This is a genomic window from Bradyrhizobium sp. 197 (assembly GCF_023073375.1).
Classification (GTDB): domain Bacteria; phylum Pseudomonadota; class Alphaproteobacteria; order Rhizobiales; family Xanthobacteraceae; genus Bradyrhizobium.
In genome coordinates, this window is sequence record NZ_JADPJJ010000162.1 from 32,474 (window position 1) to 50,897 (window position 18,424).

The 18,424-nt window shown below is 63.0% G+C and carries 18 protein-coding genes; 11 read left to right on the forward strand and 7 right to left on the reverse strand.

Annotated features, from left to right (window positions below; genetic code table 11):
• Window positions 1-35 precede the first annotated feature (35 nt).
• The 5 genes from IVB27_RS35485 (at window position 36) to IVB27_RS35505 (ending at window position 4,208) form a co-directional block, all read left to right on the forward strand.
• On the forward strand, window positions 36-959 hold the full coding sequence (locus IVB27_RS35485) for an ABC transporter permease (RefSeq protein WP_247447417.1): 924 nt from the start codon (window positions 36-38) through the stop codon (window positions 957-959).
• Window positions 956-1,777 (forward strand): ABC transporter permease, encoded by an 822-nt coding sequence (locus tag IVB27_RS35490; RefSeq protein ID WP_247349296.1) that lies wholly within the window; start codon window positions 956-958, stop codon window positions 1,775-1,777. The genes IVB27_RS35485 and IVB27_RS35490 overlap by 4 nt, the downstream gene beginning before the upstream one ends.
• Window positions 1,774-2,754: an ABC transporter ATP-binding protein gene (locus tag IVB27_RS35495; RefSeq protein WP_247447341.1), complete on the forward strand. Its 981-nt coding sequence runs from the start codon at window positions 1,774-1,776 to the stop codon at window positions 2,752-2,754. Before IVB27_RS35490 ends, IVB27_RS35495 begins: the two co-directional genes overlap by 4 nt.
• On the forward strand, window positions 2,747-3,784 hold the full coding sequence (locus tag IVB27_RS35500; protein ID WP_247447342.1) for an ABC transporter ATP-binding protein: 1,038 nt from the start codon (window positions 2,747-2,749) through the stop codon (window positions 3,782-3,784). Before IVB27_RS35495 ends, IVB27_RS35500 begins: the two co-directional genes overlap by 8 nt.
• A 205-nt stretch (window positions 3,785-3,989) precedes the next feature.
• Window positions 3,990-4,208, forward strand: coding sequence for a hypothetical protein (locus IVB27_RS35505; protein WP_247349293.1), 219 nt, complete (start codon window positions 3,990-3,992; stop codon window positions 4,206-4,208).
• A gap of 111 nt (window positions 4,209-4,319) precedes the next feature.
• Here IVB27_RS35505 and IVB27_RS35510 read toward each other — a convergent pair whose 3' ends face one another.
• The 3 genes from IVB27_RS35510 to IVB27_RS35520 form a co-directional block, all read right to left on the reverse strand.
• Window positions 4,320-4,901, reverse strand: coding sequence for a TetR/AcrR family transcriptional regulator (locus tag IVB27_RS35510; RefSeq protein WP_247447343.1), 582 nt, complete (start codon window positions 4,899-4,901; stop codon window positions 4,320-4,322).
• 74 nt (window positions 4,902-4,975) lie between these two features.
• Window positions 4,976-6,433: an amidase family protein gene (locus IVB27_RS35515; protein ID WP_247447344.1), complete on the reverse strand. Its 1,458-nt coding sequence runs from the start codon at window positions 6,431-6,433 to the stop codon at window positions 4,976-4,978.
• A gap of 581 nt (window positions 6,434-7,014) precedes the next feature.
• Window positions 7,015-7,638 carry a LysR family transcriptional regulator gene (locus IVB27_RS35520; protein ID WP_247447345.1) on the reverse strand — a complete coding sequence of 208 codons (624 nt, stop codon included), beginning with the start codon at window positions 7,636-7,638 and terminating at the stop codon, window positions 7,015-7,017.
• Between the two features lie 128 nt (window positions 7,639-7,766).
• On the opposite strand from IVB27_RS35520, the gene IVB27_RS35525 reads away from it, so the two are divergent.
• Together IVB27_RS35525 and IVB27_RS35530 are read left to right on the forward strand one after the other, a co-directional pair.
• Window positions 7,767-8,159, forward strand: a complete 393-nt coding sequence (locus tag IVB27_RS35525; RefSeq protein WP_247447346.1) for a RidA family protein — start codon at window positions 7,767-7,769, stop codon at window positions 8,157-8,159.
• Window positions 8,160-8,198: 39 nt separating this feature from the next.
• Window positions 8,199-8,903, forward strand: a complete 705-nt coding sequence (locus IVB27_RS35530) for an L-2-amino-thiazoline-4-carboxylic acid hydrolase (protein WP_247447347.1) — start codon at window positions 8,199-8,201, stop codon at window positions 8,901-8,903.
• A gap of 322 nt (window positions 8,904-9,225) precedes the next feature.
• Here IVB27_RS35530 and IVB27_RS35535 read toward each other — a convergent pair whose 3' ends face one another.
• The 4 genes from IVB27_RS35535 to IVB27_RS35550 form a co-directional block, all read right to left on the reverse strand.
• Entirely contained in the window at window positions 9,226-10,254 is a 1,029-nt protein-coding gene (locus IVB27_RS35535) for an ABC transporter permease (RefSeq protein ID WP_247447348.1), read from the reverse strand.
• Window positions 10,255-10,266: 12 nt separating this feature from the next.
• The gene (locus tag IVB27_RS35540) at window positions 10,267-11,769 is read right to left on the reverse strand and encodes a sugar ABC transporter ATP-binding protein (protein WP_247447349.1); all 1,503 of its coding nucleotides are present in this window, start codon (window positions 11,767-11,769) and stop codon (window positions 10,267-10,269) included.
• Between the two features lie 6 nt (window positions 11,770-11,775).
• A complete protein-coding gene (locus tag IVB27_RS35545; RefSeq protein ID WP_247349284.1) occupies window positions 11,776-12,798 on the reverse strand; it encodes a sugar ABC transporter substrate-binding protein in 1,023 nt (340 codons plus the stop codon).
• 135 nt (window positions 12,799-12,933) lie between these two features.
• The gene (locus tag IVB27_RS35550; RefSeq protein WP_247447350.1) at window positions 12,934-13,338 is read right to left on the reverse strand and encodes a globin; all 405 of its coding nucleotides are present in this window, start codon (window positions 13,336-13,338) and stop codon (window positions 12,934-12,936) included.
• Between the two features lie 481 nt (window positions 13,339-13,819).
• Here IVB27_RS35550 and IVB27_RS35555 point away from each other — a divergent pair, with 481 nt between their 5' ends.
• The 4 genes from IVB27_RS35555 to IVB27_RS35570 all read left to right on the forward strand — a co-directional run bounded on the left by IVB27_RS35555 (window position 13,820) and on the right by IVB27_RS35570 (window position 18,422).
• Window positions 13,820-14,194 (forward strand): DUF2946 domain-containing protein, encoded by a 375-nt coding sequence (locus tag IVB27_RS35555; protein WP_247447351.1) that lies wholly within the window; start codon window positions 13,820-13,822, stop codon window positions 14,192-14,194.
• Between the two features lie 84 nt (window positions 14,195-14,278).
• Complete coding sequence (locus tag IVB27_RS35560; protein ID WP_247447352.1) at window positions 14,279-16,690, forward strand: TonB-dependent receptor family protein; 2,412 nt, start codon at window positions 14,279-14,281, stop codon at window positions 16,688-16,690.
• 26 nt (window positions 16,691-16,716) lie between these two features.
• The gene (locus IVB27_RS35565; RefSeq protein WP_247447353.1) at window positions 16,717-17,928 is read left to right on the forward strand and encodes a sialidase family protein; all 1,212 of its coding nucleotides are present in this window, start codon (window positions 16,717-16,719) and stop codon (window positions 17,926-17,928) included.
• Complete coding sequence (locus IVB27_RS35570; protein WP_247447354.1) at window positions 17,925-18,422, forward strand: TlpA family protein disulfide reductase; 498 nt, start codon at window positions 17,925-17,927, stop codon at window positions 18,420-18,422. The genes IVB27_RS35565 and IVB27_RS35570 overlap by 4 nt, the downstream gene beginning before the upstream one ends.
• Window positions 18,423-18,424 lie beyond the last annotated feature (2 nt).

Below are 18,424 nucleotides of genomic sequence, written 5' to 3' on the forward strand. Positions count from 1 at the left end.
GCAACGAACGATGGAGGGAGAGAGGAAAAGTGCCGATGCTCCCCTTCCTGTTCCGTCGTCTCCTGCAAACCATTCCGACCGTGCTCGCCGTCGTGCTGCTGGTCTTCGTGCTGTTCAGCGTCGTTCCCGGCAGCATCGTCTCGTCCATGAGCGACGACAGCGATCCACAGGTCGAGCTGCGCATGAAGAAGCAGCTCGGCCTCGACGATCCCGTCTATGTGCGGTTCGGCGCCTACATCGCCAAGCTCGCGACAGGTGATTTCGGAACATCGTTCCGGACCCGCGAACCTGTCACGACCATGATCGCCAAACGGATGTGGCCGACGCTGCAACTTATCTTCGCCGCCATGGCACTTGCCGTGGTGATCGGCGTGCCGCTGGGCTTCATCGCAGCGCTGAAGCCTGGCGGCATCGTCGACACGCTCGCAATGGTCGTGGCGGTCTCGGGCCTTTCGATCGCCAAATTCTGGCTCGGACTGGTGCTGATGTACTTCTTTGCGTTGAAGCTCGGCTGGCTGCCGAGTTTCGGCTATGGTGATGGCGGACTGAAATATCTGATCCTTCCTGCCGTGACGCTCGGCGTCTCGCCGATGGCGCTGTTCGCCCGGACGACGCGCGCTGCGGTCCTCGAGATCATGACCGCAGATTTCGTGCGCACTGCGCGCTCGAAGGGCATGAGCGAGACACGGGTCGTGAAGTGGCACGTGATGCGCAATGCGCTTGTCATCATTCTCACCACCGTCGGCCTGCAGTTCGGCGCGTTGATGGGGCAGGCGGTGGTCGTCGAGAAATTGTACTCCTGGCCCGGCATCGGCTCGCTGCTGGTCGACAGTGTCCTGCAGCGCGACATTCCGGCCGTCCAAGGATCCATTCTCGTGGTGGTATTGGCCTTTCTCGCGATCAATCTGCTGATCGACCTGCTCTACGGCGTGATCGATCCCAGGATCAGATACGCATGAAGCTGCGCGCCAATCTCATCATCGGCGGCGCGCTGTTCGCGCTCGCCATCCTGGTCGGCCTGCTCGCGCCCTGGCTGGCCCATACCGATCCCGTCATGGACGCCAATTTGTTGAATGCGGAAGAGCCCCCGAGCTGGACCTGGTGGTTCGGCACCGACGACCAGGGCCGCGACATCTATTCCCGCGTCGTCTACGGCGCGCGCGTCTCGCTGACGGTCGGCATCGTCTCGCAGCTCATCAACAGCGTCATCGGCGTCGCGCTGGGCCTGAGCGCCGGCTATTGGGGCGGCTGGTGGGACGATGTCGTCAACGGCCTGACCAATGTCATGCTCGCGATCCCATCGCTGATCTTCGCGCTGGCCATCATGGCGGTGCTTGGTCCCGGCCTGACCAGCCTGCTGATCGCACTCGGCTTGACCAACTGGTCTTTCACGTGCCGGATCGCACGGGCCTCGGCGCTGTCGCTCAGGAGCCAGGGCTATGTGCAGGCCGCGACCGTGCTCGGCTACGGTGATTTGCGCATCATGACCACGCAGCTGCTGCCGAACATGCTCGGACCGATCGTCGTCATCGGCACGCTCGGCATGGGCAGCGCGGTCCTGTCCGAAGCCGCATTGTCGTTCCTCGGCCTCGGCGTGCGCCCGCCGTTTCCGAGCTGGGGCAGCATGTTGTCGGATGCCCGCGACCAGATCACGACGGCGCCGTGGCTATCGGTCTTTCCCGGTCTTGCCATCTTCCTGACGGTGCTCGGCCTCAACCTGCTCGGCGACGGCCTGCGCGACATTCTCGATCCACAATCGCGGAGCCGGCGCACATGACCGGGGTGCCGCTGATCGAGGTTGAGGATTTGCGTATCGATCTCAACGATGGATCGAGGCGCGTTGCGGCGGTCGAGGGCATTTCATTCCGCATCGATCGCGGCGAGACGTTCGGCCTTGTCGGCGAATCCGGCTGCGGCAAGAGCATCACGGCGCTCGCTTTGATCGGCCTGTTGCGGCAGCCGTTGTCGATCGGCGGCGGCGCCATCCGGTTCGAGGGCAGGGAGATCCAGCAACTTTCAGCCGGCAGGCAACGGGAGCTGCGCGGCAATCGCATCGCCATGATCTTCCAGGAGCCGATGACGGCGCTGAACCCGGTCTCGCCGGTGGGCCGGCAGATCGCCGAGATGTTCGTGCTGCACAAGGGCAAGAGCTGGCGGGAAGCCAACCAGCTGGCCGTCGAGGCGCTGGCGAGCGTCCGCGTTCCCGCGCCGGAACGACGCGTGAAGGATTACCCGCACCAGCTGTCGGGCGGCATGCGTCAGCGCGTGATGATCGCCATTGCGCTCGCATGCGGTCCGGATCTGCTGATCGCCGACGAGCCGACCACCGCGCTCGACGTCACCGTGCAAGCCGAAATCATCGAGCTGATGCGGAATTTGTGTGCCGAGAGAGGAACGGCAATCCTGATGATCAGCCACGATCTCGGCCTGGTCGCCAATGTCTGTCGCCGCGTGGCCGTGATGTATGCCGGCCGCATCGTCGAGGAGCGCGGCTCGGCCGATATCTTCCGGGCGCCCTCGCACCCCTATACGCGAGGCCTGGTGGCCTCGCTGCCGCGGCTCGGCAGCCGCGCCGCGCTTGGCCGCACCAGGCTGAAGGAGATCGCGGGCGTCGTCCCGGCCATCACGAATTTCCCGCATGGCTGCCGGTTCAATCCGCGCTGCGCGCATGCGACCGATATTTGCCGGACCACCGTGCCGGGAACGGATTTGCTGGAGGCCGGCGGTCTGGTCAGGTGTCATCACCATGCATGAGCCGCAGGGAAGGCCAGACGACGATGTCATTCTCAGCGTCGAGGATCTTGCGGTCCATTTTCCGCTCGGAGGCGGCCTGCTGGGGCGCGGCCGTCGGCTGCTCCGCGCCGTCGACGGTGTCGATCTCAGGCTGAAGCGGGGCGAATGCCTCGGCCTCGTCGGCGAGTCCGGCTCCGGCAAGTCGACGGTCGCATTGTCGATCCTTGGTCTCCAGACCCCGACGCGCGGCCGCATCGTGGTGGACGGGCAGGTCGTGACGGGCCGGCCATCCGGCGATCGAAAGGCGCTGGCCCGCATCGTGCAAATGGTGTTTCAGGACCCCTACGCCTCGCTCAATCCACGCCAGACCGTTCGTCGCACGCTTGAAGATCCCCTGCGCGTGCATGGCGTGACCGCCGCAAGCGAGATCGGGGACCGCGTTGCGATCATGCTGCGGCATGTGGGCCTGCGGCCCGAACAGGCCGACCGCTACCCGCATGAATTCTCCGGCGGCCAGCGCCAGCGCATCGGCATTGCGCGCGCCCTGATCCTCAATCCCAAAATCGTCATCTGCGACGAGCCCGTGTCGGCGCTGGATGTCTCGATCCGTGCGCAGATCATCAATCTGCTGCTGGAACTGAAGGAAACGCTCGGCTTGTCGTTCATCATGATCAGCCACGACCTCGGCGTGGTCGAACACATGAGCGACAGGGTCGCCGTCATGTATCTCGGCCGCATCGTCGAGAACGGCGACTGGCGCGAAATCTTCGAACGGCCCGCGCACCCCTATACGCAAGCCCTGATCGCCGCCATTCCCGATCCGCTGCGCCATGCACCGCTGGCAACGACAGGCGGGGATCTTCCCAATCCCCTCAATCCGCCGAACGGATGCGCGTTTAGTCCGCGTTGTCGCTACGCCGAGGACGTATGTCGGAGCGAACCCGGTCCGGTGCTGGAAACGCGAGCCGACGGGCATGAGGTCCGGTGCTGGCGTGCTGACGAGATTGTTGGTCAGACGCAATTGGCTTCGACCGAGGGCGGGCATCCCTAAGGATGAAAGGCGCGTCCGTCGTGCTCAAAAGGGTCGCTCTAGTGGCCCGCTAGTTACTTCCGGTCTGTCCTGACAGCCTGACGCTTTGGGGCCCGCCCATGGGCAATCGCGTGGGGTTGATTCTTGGGGCGGTCCAATCGCATATCGCCCTATTTTCATGTGTGCTACCAGATTGGATAGCAAAATGTAGCAGGAAAGGCAGATCATGACTGATGATCAGGTCAATCTCGTCGTTCAGCACCTTTGCGAGCAATTGCACTTGGCGTTCCGATTGAAGGGCAGCGAAGCACATCCACCAAACGCCAAGGATATTGGATTCGATCCGGCCTCTGTGAGAACCGTATTGCTGACCGGCTTGCGCTCGGCGGGTGTCACGACCCACCACGAGGCGGTCGGGAAGAGCGAAGAGCCGCCATGGTCCTAAACACAAAACGCGGGACAGAAGCCTCGCGCCAATGTCTCAGTTGGGTCAGGAGCGGACCTCGGGGATTTGAGGGATAACAATGGAAAAGCTAAGCCGTTCCGGCCTTCTAATTTATGAAGACGGAGTTCGTGCCAAGTGCAACGCGGCCTCAACGCCGCCTTCCAGGATCTGCTCCGCCCGGGCACCATCCGGCACGGCCCGCGCGAACTGGAGGGTGCCGACCATGAGGCCGAAGATGGCCGTCGCGCGGCGGCCACTCGCTGCAGAACCGGCGTCAGGAAGCAGTGCCGCGAGAGTCGAAACGTAGCTTCGCAGTCCTTTCTCGTAGTCTCGCCGCGTGGACAGGGGCTGGCGGGAGATTTCGGGGAGCAACGCCGCTGAGGGGCACCCACCCGCCGGGTCATCGAGGTGAGCGCGGTTCAGGTACCTCCGGATCGCGCCCTCAAGGTCCAGGCCATTCCGCTGATCCTCATCGAGGCGATGTTGCTGGTCGGCGAGCGCGCTCCCCAGCGCCTCGCGAACGAGCGCGTCTTTGGATTCGAAGTGAGGAGAGAATGCCCCTTTGGTCAGGGCGGCTTCGCCCATGATCCCGGCGATCCCGGCGGCGGAGATGCCGTCTCGGCGCACACACTTCGACGCCACATCGACGATGTGCCGTCGCGTCGCTGCCTTATGACCTTTCTCGAAACGCATCTTCTCTCCACTCCACTATATCCCGCAACCGTTAGGCAGCAGCTTCGCCAAGCGAGGGGGCCACGGCCACGGCGTCAGATCGCAGTCGACTTGGCGCCCAAGACGCCTTCGATGCCGCGGGCAAGGTTCAGAAGCGCCCGGTCGCTCCCAAAGGGAGCGTCCAGTTCAAGACCAATCGGTAGCCCAGCGCGAGACAAGCCGACGGGAAGGCTGATACCCGGTAGCCCCACGCTGCTCGCCGACACGGTGTGGTTCGCCAAAGCGAGGTAGCTGACTTCCTGCCCCGCGATATGGACGGTCGACTGCTCCTCGATCAAAGGCGCCGTGCAGGGCGTGGTCGGTTGCAAAATGACCAGCGCCCCATGAGAGACGAACGCCGTGTTGAGGCGGCGCTGGATTTCCGGCCGGCTCACGTCGAGCGCCGTCCGATAGGCCTCTGCCGATGTAGAACCTGCACCACCCGGCAGTACGATGTGCCCCCACGCCTGCCGAAGTTGGGGCTTAAGGCCGTCGTAAATGGCCTCGAACGTGGTCGGAATGTCATGGCGGCGAAGAAACTCCGAAATTGCGCCCATCGTCTCATGAGCGAAGATGCCCCATGTCGCGATTTGGACGAGGGAGTTGAAATCGTCGCCAAGGTCTACTTCAATGACCTCGGCGCCGGCGTCCTGCAGTTGCTGAACCACCTCGCGGAAGCGGGTCTCGACTTCCGAATCCACCAGATCCAGGAACTGTCGCGGCGCGAAGGCCAGCCGGACTCCATTCAGGCCATAGCCGCCGTCGGAGGACTCGTCACCAGTCACGACCTGATCCACCAGAATGCAGTCCTCAACGCTTCGGGTGAATACCCCCGTCGTGTCGAGCGTATGGGAGATTGGCGCAACGCCGTAGCGCGGCCAACGCCCGGTGGTTGGCTTGAATCCCACGACGCCACAGAACGATGCGGGCACCCGAATTGACCCAACGGTGTCACCGCCCAAGGACGCGGGAACGAGGCCGGCGGCCACCGATGCGGCAGAGCCGCTCGAGGAGCCGCCGGACACGCGATCTCGTGCATGCGGATTATTCACCTGGCCGTAACGTGCGTTGTGACCGGTCAAACCGTAAGACATTTCGACGAGGTTATTCTTGCCGAAGATCAAGGCGCCCGCACCCTTAATGGCTCGTACAGCGTCCGCATCTTCGCGCGGTACGAAGTGAGCGAGGCTATCGAGACCTAGGCTAGTAGGCAGCCCTTTCGTCAAATAGCTATCCTTCACCCCGAGCGGCACGCCAAGCAGCGCGGCCGCCGATCCGGCCGCACGCGCTTTGTCCGCATCCCTCGCGGCCGCCAGCACGGCGGCCTGGTCGATGGTGATGAAGGCGTTGAGATCGGCAAGCAACTGGGCGCGCTGCAGGAGCGCCGCGGTATAGGCCTCCGACGTGATCTCGCCGTTACGAACCGCTGCTGCGGCGGCTGCGAGCCCAAGAAAGGTGAGATCTGGGGTTGCTTGCGATGCGATGTGGCGTGAAGTGGCAACGGTGTCGTCCATGAAATCCTCGCGAGGAGCTGAGAAGCAGCATCTCACTCCCGCCGAGGGAGGCGCAGATGGATGCCATTACGACCATAATATAACATTACGATCGTACTTCAATGGCCATTCTCGCGGCAATGCCGCGTCACCGAACACATAAGCGTGAGGCGTTAATGCGCGACCGATGAAGCCAGCAAACGCCGTTTCGACGAGGGACCGTTAGCGAGCGCAGGGCTCCGACACGCTATCTCGAGCAATCCGGCGCGCGCGACTGCCCGCCTGGTGCCGCCGCAATCGGCGGCGTCTAGTCAAGCACATGACTTCTGCTTTGGGTCATGAACGACAAAGCTCGAACTGAGCACCATAGGTCTGCTTTCGGGCAAATTGCCACCAATCCGCTCGGTAGCAGGCTGGGTTGATCCTGACCGCCGAGCCGTCATTCAAGCTCCCGATGAGGAGGCGAGTGCAGCTCGAACGACCGAGCTGGGCTTGAGCTTAGCGCTCGCCAGACATGCGATCGCCGCGTGATGATGTTCTGATCCTGTTTTGCCCGACCTGTCCAACTTCGTCGCGGCGAGACTATGGATTGCCAGTCGAGCCTATCGTCTGATGCCGACCAGACGAGGGCGGCGGTTTGCGAGCGGATTCTCGGCCGGCAGGCCACGCAGCCAGTCGCGGAAGCTGATGATTTCGGGGCAATCCGCCGTGCCTTCAGGCGCGATCAGCCAATCGCCCAAGACGGATCCCGCATCGACCCGGTCGCAGCGATAGCCCGGATGGCGGCTGAGACCCCGGGCGATCAGCAGGTCGACCTTGCCCTCGACCAATTCGTGTAGGCCGGCGGGCTGGAGCACCCGCAAACCGATCTCCGAATGCGCGCCGCGAAACTCCGCCAATTCGAGGCGACGCAGGTCGAAGCCGCCATGAACGCCCAACTGCAGCAGTACCGCACCCGCCGGTTTCAATTGCGAGGTCGCCTCCGCGATGTGGCGAAAGCCTTCGGAGACTCCGGGCAGATAGGCCTGACCGGCCGCGGTGAGGATGAGCTGCTTATGCAGCCGCTCGAACAGCTGCACGCCGAGGCGCGCCTCCAGCGCTTTCACCTGCTGCCCCACGGCGGCGGGCGTCACGTGCAGCTCGTGCGCGGCCAGCTTGAAGCTGAGATGGCGGGCAGCGGCTTCGAAGGCGCGGAGCGCGTTGAGGGGTGGAAGGGTGTAGGTCATCGTGCTCCACTTTGACACTGATGGGCCGCGGCCTTGCAATAGATTTTCTTGCGTTGAACCGCAGCAACAATGCTTTGCACGGCGGCGATGTCGCCGCATAGGGTCGGCCCGCAAACCGGAGAAACCCTATGCCGCCAGTTCACGCCGTCAGCCACAATCCCGCAACGGTCCATGCTCCCGCCGGTGGTTGCAGCTTGGGAGTTGAATTGACGCAGCACCGCCGCCTCTTGTTCATCAGCGGCCAGGTGCCTGAGAGAACCGACGGCACCGTGCCCGACGGTTTCGAGGCGCAATGCGAGCAGGCCTGGCGCAACGTGATGGAGGTGCTCGCCGCCGCAGGCCTTGGCGTCGAGCATCTGGTGAAGGTGACCACGTTCCTGACCGACCGCAATCATGTCGTGACCAACCGCACCATTCGTCGCGCGATGCTCGGGGACCACCAGCCCGCGCTGACGGTCGTGATCGTCGAGACCGTCGACAGCAAATGGCTGCTGGAGATCGAGGCGATCGCCGCGGAGTGAAACCGACTTCGCGAATGAGCCAATCATATCGGGTGTCCAATGGCTGAAAACATGCATCCCTTCTACGAGACGCATCGGAGCGCTATGGAAGCGGCCATGCGCCAGCGGCTCGACCTTGCCGATGCGATGTTGCGCGAGCGCGCGCATCTCACCGAGATCGACGGGATCAGGCAGAAGGTGATGGACGAATTCGAGATCGTGCTCACCCAGATGCCCTATGTCGGCGGCGCGGCCAGTCGTATGAGCGATTTCTTCATGCGCCTGATGGGCTTCATGGCCATCAGTCGGGTACTGCGGCGGCACGGCGTGCCGCTGCCTGTGATCGGCGAGATCGAGCGGGAAACCTACAGGGCGCAATTGCTGACCGTATCAGAAGCGGAACGTCTCGCCTCGGGGCGTCAATTCATGTCGCCGGAGAACCAGGCTTTGCTGCGCGAGCAGGCGGCCACAAGCATGACTGACAGCCATCAGAACGAGTTTCCGGAAGATTTCGCCTACGATTTCGTCGAGCCGGGTCCGAAAGACAATTTCGAGTTCGGGATCAACTACAAGGCCTGCGGCTTCTGCAAATTCGCGGCGCGCCATGGCGACAAGGACATTCTGCCGAACATCTGCGGCCTCGATTTCGTCGCCTACGCAGCGCGAGGCATCCGGCTGGAAAGGACACAGACGTTAGCGGGCGGTGCGAGCCACTGCAATTTCCGGTTCTCGCAGCTCGCGCTGGAAGAGAAGTCGGACAGTTAAGCCGCCTCTCATGCTCTGCGATCGAGGGGAGGCTGGATTGCCCTGCTATCACATCGTCATTGCGAGCGTAGCGAAGCAATCCAGAATCTTTCCGTGGCGGCAGTCTGGATTGCTTCGCTGCGCTCGCAATGACGGAGCTTGGGCGTGACTCTGAGCCCACCGAAGCCAAGCGCCACAATGACATCGTGCGCCTGTTTTGCCCGACGAGTCAAACGTCGGCGCGGTCGCAATCACGCAATTGCGAATATTGTAAGCGGCTGAACTTCCTCACAGTTTCTACTGTGCATGGGGTTGTTTTCGCGCTTTTTGTTTTGATGGCTGTCTACTCCGCCGCCTTTTCCCTCAGCCGCTGCGCGTAGACGTTGATGATCAGGGCCAAGAGCAGGATCAGGCCGCGGATCAGGATCTTCAAAAAGCTGTCGATGTTAACGTGGTCGAGGCCGTTGTTGAGCACGCCAAGCACGAACAGCCCGACGATGGTGTTGCCGATGCCGCCGCGGCCGCCGAACAGGCTGGTGCCGCCGACGACGACGGCAGCGATGGAGTCGAGCAGGTAAGTGTCGAACTCGTTCTGCTGCGCGCTGCCGAAATGGGCGACACCGAGCATGCCGCCGATGCCGGAGCAGACCGCCGAGATCACCATCACCGCGCCGAGAATGAGCTTGACGTTGAGGCCGGCATATTCGGCGGCCTCGCGATTTCCCCCGACCATGTAGACGTAGCGGCCGAAGCGCGTGTAGGTCAGCACCAGATGGCCGCCGAGCAGCATGATCGCGGCGACGATGACGATCCAGGGAATGCCGCCGATCGATCCGGAGCCGAGCGTGGTGATCACGTCAGGCACCTTGTAGGCGATCTGGCCGCGCACCAGCAGCGCGGAGATGCCGGCCGCGATCTGCATCATCGCCAGGGTCATGATGAAGGAGGGGATGCCGATCACGGTCAGCCCCAGCGCATTGACGAGGCCGAGAGCCGCGCAGAGCAGAATGGCCAGCAGGATCGCCGCGGCGCCGGGGAGGGGAATGTTGGGAATGTTGACGTAGGATTCCTGGAGCGTGAAGTAGGCGACCGCGATGCCGGTGACGTTGGCGATGCTGGCGATCGAGAGGTCGATCTCCGCGCAGAGGATCACGAAGGTGAGGCCGACGGCGATGACGCCCGTGACCGATACCTGCGTCAGGATGTTGCCGAGATTGTCCAGCGTCGCGAAGGAGGGGCTGGCGAGGGCGAAGAAGCCGGACAGGAAAATCAGCGTCAGGAACGGCGCGATGTTGCGCATCTGCGAGCGCAGGAAGGGTGCTAACCCGCGCGCCCGTTGCCTCGCCGCCGGTGCCGTCTCACTGCTCGCCATGGTGTTTCTCCGTCACGCCGCTTCCAGCAGGCGGTCCTTGCTGACCGGCTCGTTCCTGAATTCCCGCACCAATGCGCCGCGCTTGAGCACGAGGATGCGGTCGGCCAGCGACAGCACCGTTTCCGGCTCGGTCGACAGCACGATGATCGCGAGCCCTTTGGCGCGGAGGTCGCGGACGATGTTGATGACGTCGTTCTTGGCGCCGACATCCATGCCGCGGGTCGGCTCGCACAGCACCAGCAGTTTTGGCGGATAGGTCAGCCATTTCGCCAACGCGACCTTCTGCTGGTTGCCGCCGGAGAGCATGCCGAGATCGAGGCCGACCACCGGCGGCCTGATCTGGAGCTGCTCGACCTGGCGCTGGGCGATATCGCGCTCCTGCGCCGGCTTGAGCAGCAGCGCCGAGATGCGATCGAGAATGCTGATCGAGATGTTCTTGTAGACCGGCTCCTGATGGAACAGCATTGCGCGCCGGCTCTCCGGCACCAGCGCCACGCCGGCGCGCCGCGCCGCTGCCGTGCTGGCGAAGGTTTTTGGCTTGCCCTCGACGGCGAGCGTGCCGGCATCCGGCTTCAGCTTGCCGAACAATATGCGCGACAGCTCCTGCTGGCCGCAGCCCATGAAGCCGTAGATTCCCAGCACTTCGCCGGCACGCGCCTCGAAGGAGATGTCCTTCAGGCTGCGGGCCAGCGACAATTGATCGACCTTCAGGACCACCGAGCTGTCCGCCGGCCGCGGCAGCATCAGATCGTCGCTATAGCTATGCTCGAGCGCTTCGCCGCCGCGGCCGATCATAGCCTCGATCAGCGCGCCCTTGCTGGTCGCAGCGCTTGCCGTCTCCGCGACCTTTCGCCCGTTGCGGAACACGGTCACCGTGTCGGACACGCGCAAGATGTCCTCGATGAAATGCGAGATGAAGACGATTGCCGTGCCTTCCGCGCGCAGGCGCCGCAGCGTTGCGAACAGCCGTTCGACCTCGGGCGGGGAAAGAGCGGAGGTCGGCTCGTCCAGGATGACGATGCGCGCGCCGGAAAACAGCACGCGCGCGATCTCGATCAATTGCTGAAGCCCGATCGGGAGGTCGCCGAGCCGTGACATCGGGTCGACGTCGATGCCGAAGCGGGCGAGCTGTTCGCCGGCCTCGCGCGCCATCCGTCGCCATTGTACCAGGCCGAGCCGGTTGGTCGGTTGGTTACCCAAAAACACGTTCTCGGCGACCGTGAGGTCGGGGGCGACAGATAGCTCCTGGTGCACCATGGCGATGCCGGCGGAGTGCGCATCGCGGGCCGAGCGGAAATGCGTCTCCTGTCCGTCGATCAGGAAGCGGCCGGAGAATTCAGTGTGCACGCCGGCGATGATCTTCATCAGCGTGCTTTTTCCCGCGCCGTTCTCGCCGACGAGACCATGGATCTCGCCGGGTGAGAGCGCAAAATCGACACCACGAAGCGCTTCGACACCGCCGAAGCTCTTCGTGATGCCCTGCAATTCCAGGATGGGCTGACGTCCCTCAGGCATGGAGGGTCAGATCAGGAAGTGATCCTCCATCCACTGCATACCGGGTGCGTTGGCCTTGGTCACGACTGGACCGTCGGTGACGACGTTCTTGGGAATGCCCTGTCCGCTCTTCTCCCCGCCGACCACGGCGGAGACGCCCGCGACGATCGCGCCGCCATGGATGCGGCAGGACGGATTGCGCACGGTGGCGAACATGCGGCCTTCGCTGACCGCCTGGATCGCCGGCGGCATCGCATCGACGCCGCCGATCAGGATATTGGTGCGGCCCCGCGCTTTCATGATGTTGGCGGCGGCAAGCGCCATGTCGTCATTGTGGAAGAACGCTGCGTCGATCTGCGGGTACTTGGTCAGATAGGTTTCCCAGAGACGTGCGGTCTTGGAGACGTCCCAATCTGCGGGCTGAGTATCCAGCACCTCGATGCCAGGGAATTGCTTCACGACATTGTTGAAGCCCTTGGCACGGCCCTGCGCGCCGGTATGGCCGAGCGCGCCCTGCGTCATGATGATCTTGCCCTTGCCGCCCATGGCGTTGCACAGCGCCTGCGTCACGGACGCGCCCATGAATTCGTTGTCAGGGGCGAGGAAGGAGTGGACGTTGATCTGGTCGAGGGGAGCAATCAGCGTGTCCATGTCGATCACGGGCGTGCCGGCGTCGATCATCTTCTGCACGGGCTGGGTGAGGGTGCCGATGCCAAAAGCCTGGATGGCGACGAAATCCCATTTCTGCGAGGCCATGTTGTCGATCGCCGCGCGCTGCTTCACCGCATCGAGCTGGCCGTCGAACCAGGTGACCTCAACATTGAACAGCTTGCCCCAGAACTCCGCGGCCTGCTTGCCCTGCGCGCACCAGGTCGCCTGGAGGCCCGCATTGGAGAACGCCGCCTTCAGCGGCTTCTCGCTTCGTCCGACTTCGGCTGCAAGGGCGGGGTTTATGCCCATGCCGCCGAGGATAGCAGCCCCGGCGCCGGCGGTTGCCGCCGCTTGAAGAAGATCGCGCCTCGTCGTCGAGAAATCTTTCGTCCCGGACATCGCTCGCTCCCATATATTTATCGTCGGCGCGTCATTGATTGCGCGACCGATACGGAAAGTGTCTCACAAGAGTTGATGGCACTCAATCTGCAATCACGCGAGATCGCCGCAACCGGTGTTGGTGCAGCGCAAGCGTCAGGCCTGAACGGCGGCGAATGCGTCGATCTCGATGAGCAGTCGGTCCCAGGCCTGCGCGACATCCGGCGACCATTCATCGCCGAGCAACCCGCGCAGCGTATCCCTGATCACGGCAAAGAAGGCGATGAACAGCTCGCGCGGCGTGCCGTAGCCATCGTGCGAGGCGACCTCGCACGCGATCAGCCGGAAATGCCCGCGACGATCACCGGCGAAGTCGAGAATCGCCTCGATCGTCAGCGCGAGCATCGATCCCATCACGAGGTCGCTGCCTTGCGTGCGGAACATCGCCCGCGTTTCGGGATGCTCTTCGAACAGACGTTGATAGACGAGCGGCGTGAGATCCGCGCAGCGCAAGGCCGCGAGTTCAAAGCCCCGTTCGATCGGATTGGGAGGATTATTCACCGGCGCCGTGGCCATGCTGACAAAAAAAGAGCGGGGCCCTAGCCCCGCTCGAAAATTGTGTCGACCCTATTATCCCCGATTCTAAGATTTGATCTTGATTGGCGGGGCGACGCTGCGTTTTGCGCGTCAGGGGCTCCTCCCGAGACTTGGACCACCAGACTTCGACCTCACGGCCAGCCTGAGCAAGAGGGATGCTAGATCAACTTTTCTCACTTGTCATCATTTTCGGCAACGAATGTTCAAAATTCGAGCAATTAACGAAATGATCGGGCTTCCGGTCTTGTAAGCATATGACAAATATAAGAAATCTGTGGAGGGGGCAGGGTTGCGGGACTGCCTCGAATGCCGCAGATCCCCTCTCGTGGGGCGGCCCGACCACAGTTCTCCAGAAATTTGCGCTGTACCAAGAAGGCGGCGGAACCGGCCTCGACTCGGCTCTCCGCGCGGTGTTTAGTTGATAGACGAACGAATGGTTCGGCGGATGCGCGCACGGCTGCAAAAATTCTTACCCCTGGTCCTGCTCGCTTTGGCGATGCAGGTGCTGGCGCCGATCGCTGCCTGTTTGGCGGCCGGCCAGGCCATGGCCAATCCGCTCTCTGCAGCCGTCATCTGCCACAGCCCGAGCGAGCAGGGCGGCCTGAGCGACCAGAACGGTGCACCGGCCGCGCATGGTGGCGCCTGCGCGCTGTGTTGTCTGGCGCAGGTGGGCGCGTCACCCGATTCGCCGCCGCACGCCGCGCTCTCCATTCCCTTCCGCCACGCCGAGCGCGTGGTGTGGCACGTGGCGGATGTATCCGCCGTCGCCGTCTATAGGGACTCAAACGCCCAGGCACGCGCGCCGCCTCAATCTTCCTGACGACCCAAGGTAACGCCGCGGCCCGTCCGCTGGCGATTGATGTTGTCATTGGCCGGCGATAGCTGCCGGCGTCAGGAATGCCCCATGTTACGTTGTCATGCCCGCCGTGGCGTGAGCCTCGTTGCCGTTCAGGCCGCGCTGCTTGCGTCGTCGAGCGGAGTCTTTGCCCAAAACAGCAATACCGTGCTTCCCGCGGTGACCGTTGAGGCGCCGCAGGCCGCCCGGCCCAAACCAGCGGTAACCCGGCCATCACGACTACGCTCCGCTTCGGCGGGCCGCGCGGCGAGGCCTGTTGCGGCGAACGCGAACGTCAGCGCACCGACCCAAAGCAGGACAGTGACTGCCGGTGCAGCCCGAGATGGTCTCAATCAGGCGCCTGCCGGACAGACCGCGACGACCATCGATCGCAGCCAGTTCGACAATCGCCCGTCGTTTTCGGTCAGCGACGTCTTGCGGGATAGTCCGGGCATCTCGATCAAGCAGGGGAATGGCCCCCGCGATTTCGGCATCTCGATTCGCGGCTCCAACGCCCGGAACGGCTTTGGCATCCGCAATCTCGTGATCTTCGACGACGGTTTTCCGGTGACGCAGCCGGACGGCCTGTCGCGGAGCGACCTGATCGATCCCCATGCCTATGGTGCGATCGACGTGATCCGCGGCCCTTCGTCGGCGCTCTACGGCAATTATGCGACCGGCGGCGCGCTCAATTTTCGAACGCGGCGGGGCGGCACGATCGACGGCGTCGAATATGGCGTCGACGGCGGCAGCTACGGTTATCGCAACAACTACCTGGCAGCCGGCAAGAAGGTCGGGAATTTCGAGGGCTCGCTGTTTGCAAGCGACACGCGGGGCGACGGCTACATCGGCAATAGCTGGTTCAACACGCAGACCGTCAATTTCCTCGGAACGCTGAAGGCGACGCCGGACGATCGCTTCACGGTCAAGATCATCAACAACGACCTCAGCGCGCGGCTGCCAATCCGACAGTCGCTGAACCAGTACTATCAAAATCCCTTCCAGCAAGGCTGCGCGACCGGCGCCGCGGCCGCGGCCGGATGCGGTACGGTCACGCTGAACAACAACGGCTTCAACGCGACCGCCGGAACCGACAAGGAGACGGCCGTGCAGGCCGGGCTCGGCCGCAACGACCGCCGCACCATCGTCGGCGGCCGGTGGGAGCACGATTTTGACAACACCACGACCTGGCGCAACCAGTTCGTGTTCGACGACAGGAACATCAGTCAGCCCACCGGCACGACCAGCGCGATCGGCGACTTCCCGTCGTATAATTACATGAGCGATCTCACCAAGCGGGGCGAAATTCTCGGCCTGGAGTCGACCGCGTTCTTTGGCGCTTTCTACAACACCCTGACGGCGTCGAGCGACACCCGAAGCGTGATGCCGGGGGGCAATGCCACGCTTGGCAGGATCACGAACAATCTCTACAGCGAAACGTCGAACTACGGCGTGCGCGCGCGAGAGGAGCTGAGGCTGACACCATCGCTGCTCGCCGTTGCCGGCATCGGCTGGGAGCAAACCGTCCTGAAGGGCATAAACACGGCCTACAGCTACACTGGTCCGACAGGCGTCCTGGATCCTCTGAAGATTACGGCCGCGGACAGGCAGTTCCAGAATACGTCGCCCGAGCTGGCGTTGCTTTATACAGTCAACAGCGAATGGCTGCTCCGGGGACGGGTCGCGACGGGGTATGGCACTCCGCAGGTTTCGAACCTGTTCGTTTTGGCGAGCGGGCTGTCGGGCAACAATACCCAACTCCAGACCCAGAAAAACCTGGGCTACGATCTCGGTTTCGACTGGACACCGAGCAACACGCTCAAGGTCAGCGCGACTGGGTTCTACGAATTTTTCCGCGACGAACTTGTATCGCAGGCAACTCCAGCCAATTCAGCCAACACAAGCTATACATTCAACGCGCCGCGCTCCGAACATCGCGGCATCGAGCTCGCCGCCGACTGGAAGTTCTATCCGGGCTGGCGGTTCATGGCGGCGTACACCTATCTCGACGAGGTCTACACCGAGTATGTGGAGAACATCACCAATGTCGCGGTGTTCAGCTTCAACCGGGCAGGCAACAAGATCCCCGGAATCTCGCCTAACGAGCTGACGGCCAGGATCGGCTACGACGAATTTGCGGGGCCACTGACGGGGCTGGGAGGTTTTGTCGAAGTCCAGTGGAAGGACTCCTTCTACATGGACAATGCAAATCTGCTGAAAGCGCCAGGTTATGAGCTGGTCAATGTGAACGTCCACTACAAGACCGATCTGGTGTCGGATACCTTCAGATCCCTCAACTTGTTTCTCGAAGTCAGGAACGTGTTCGATCGCACCTACGTTGCGTCGGCAAACAACATCGCCAACACGGTGACCGGGGCCGGCCTTCAAAATCCTGCGAGCGTGCTCGCAAACACAACGGGATCGATCTATGCGGGCTCGCCGCGCACGTTCGTTGCAGGTATGAAGGTGGCGTTTAGATGATCCGGGCTCTTGAAGGGAGTAGGGCCATGATCCGAAGTGGCCTCCTCGGCATAGCCGCCCTTGCGTTCTTGCAAGGTACGGTGCTCGCGCAGATGCATACTCAGCATGCCTCCGAAGCGGCCTGTGAGGAGCCCACGTTGCGTTGCGCAACCAAGGCGACGCCTGCATTCGGCCCGGACGGAACGCTGTGGCTCGCCTGGATGGCGGGCGGGCAGGTTTCGGTTGCGAGTTCGCAGGATGCAGGGCGGAGTTTTTCGCCTCCTACCCAGGTCACGACGACGCGGCTCAACCTAGACTGGGGGCCGGATGCCCGGCCGAAGATCGTGGTCGATCGCAAGGGCGGCATCGCCCTCGCATTCTCGATCTTCAGGGACGAGGCATTCAACGGTCAGGTGCTCTACACGCGCTCGGCCGATGGCGGGAGGAGCTTTGCGGAGCTGAAGCCGATCACCGCAAACAACGAGAGCCAGCGTTTTGAGGCGCTGGCGCTCGATCAGGATGGCACTGTCTTCGCGGCCTGGCTCGACAAGCGCAATCGCGTCCCGGCGAAGGAGGCGGGACGGAAGTACGAGGGCGCAGGGCTGTTCTTTGCGTCGTCGCGCGATGGCGGCGCCACCTACGCAGAGGCCAGTCTCGCGCGTGACAACACCTGCGAATGCTGCCGATTGGGGTTGACGTTCGCAGCACCGGGGCGGCCGGTCGTGATCTTCAGAAACATCTTCGACGGCGGCGTGCGCGATCATGCGGTCATGACCTTCACCGACGTCTCGACGCCAGGTGAAATCCATCGGGTCAGCAATGACGACTGGCAGATCAATGCTTGCCCGCATCACGGGCCGAGCCTCACGGTTGCACCGAACGGGACCTATCACGTCGCCTGGTACACCAACGGGAAGGTGCGAAAGGGATTGTTCTACGCCCACTCGCGCGACGAAGGCCGCACGTTCTCTGCGCCCTTGGCGCTGGGGCGGCCTGATCGCAGTCCGACGCGCCCGTTCGTGCTTGCGGGCCCGGCGGGAACGGTGATGGTCTGGAAAGAGTTCGATGGCGAGAAGACCTCGGTGCAGATGACGATCTCGCACGACGATGGCGAGACGTGGTCGGCACCGAGAACGATATCGAGTACCACCGACACCTCCGACCACCCCTTGCTCGTTTCCAACGGCCGGCAGACCTACCTGTCATGGATGACGAAGGCGGATGGCTATCGGATTGCAGCAATCGAGGACCAGCCATGAGACGTCGATTTGCCGGCCTGCTGGGCCTGGGTCTCCTGATCGCCTCAGCGTCTGCGCCAGGGGCAGCCCCGGCTCTGAAACCGTTCGAGCGCGGCACCTGGCAAAGCGTGCTGAGGGGCCATGCGGGTCGCCCGACGCTCGTGCATTTCTGGGGCGTAACCTGCGGGCCCTGCAAGGTCGAGCTGCCGCTGCTCGGGCAGTTTGCGAAGGATCATCCTGGGATCGACGTCGTCACGATCAGCGCGGATCTCGTGCCGAACTTGCCGGCGGCGACGCAATCGATGCTCGACAGAGCGGGGCTGTCCTCGACCGAAAACTTCATCTTCAACGACGGCTTTGTCGAGCGTTTGCGGTTCGAGATCGATCCTGCTTGGCAGGGCGACATTCCCCGGACAATGCTCATCTCTCGGGATGGAACCATTACGACGATCGAAGGCTCGGCCGAGATGACCGACCTCGAAAAATGGTCGGCGCAACAGCTCTCCACACACTGAAA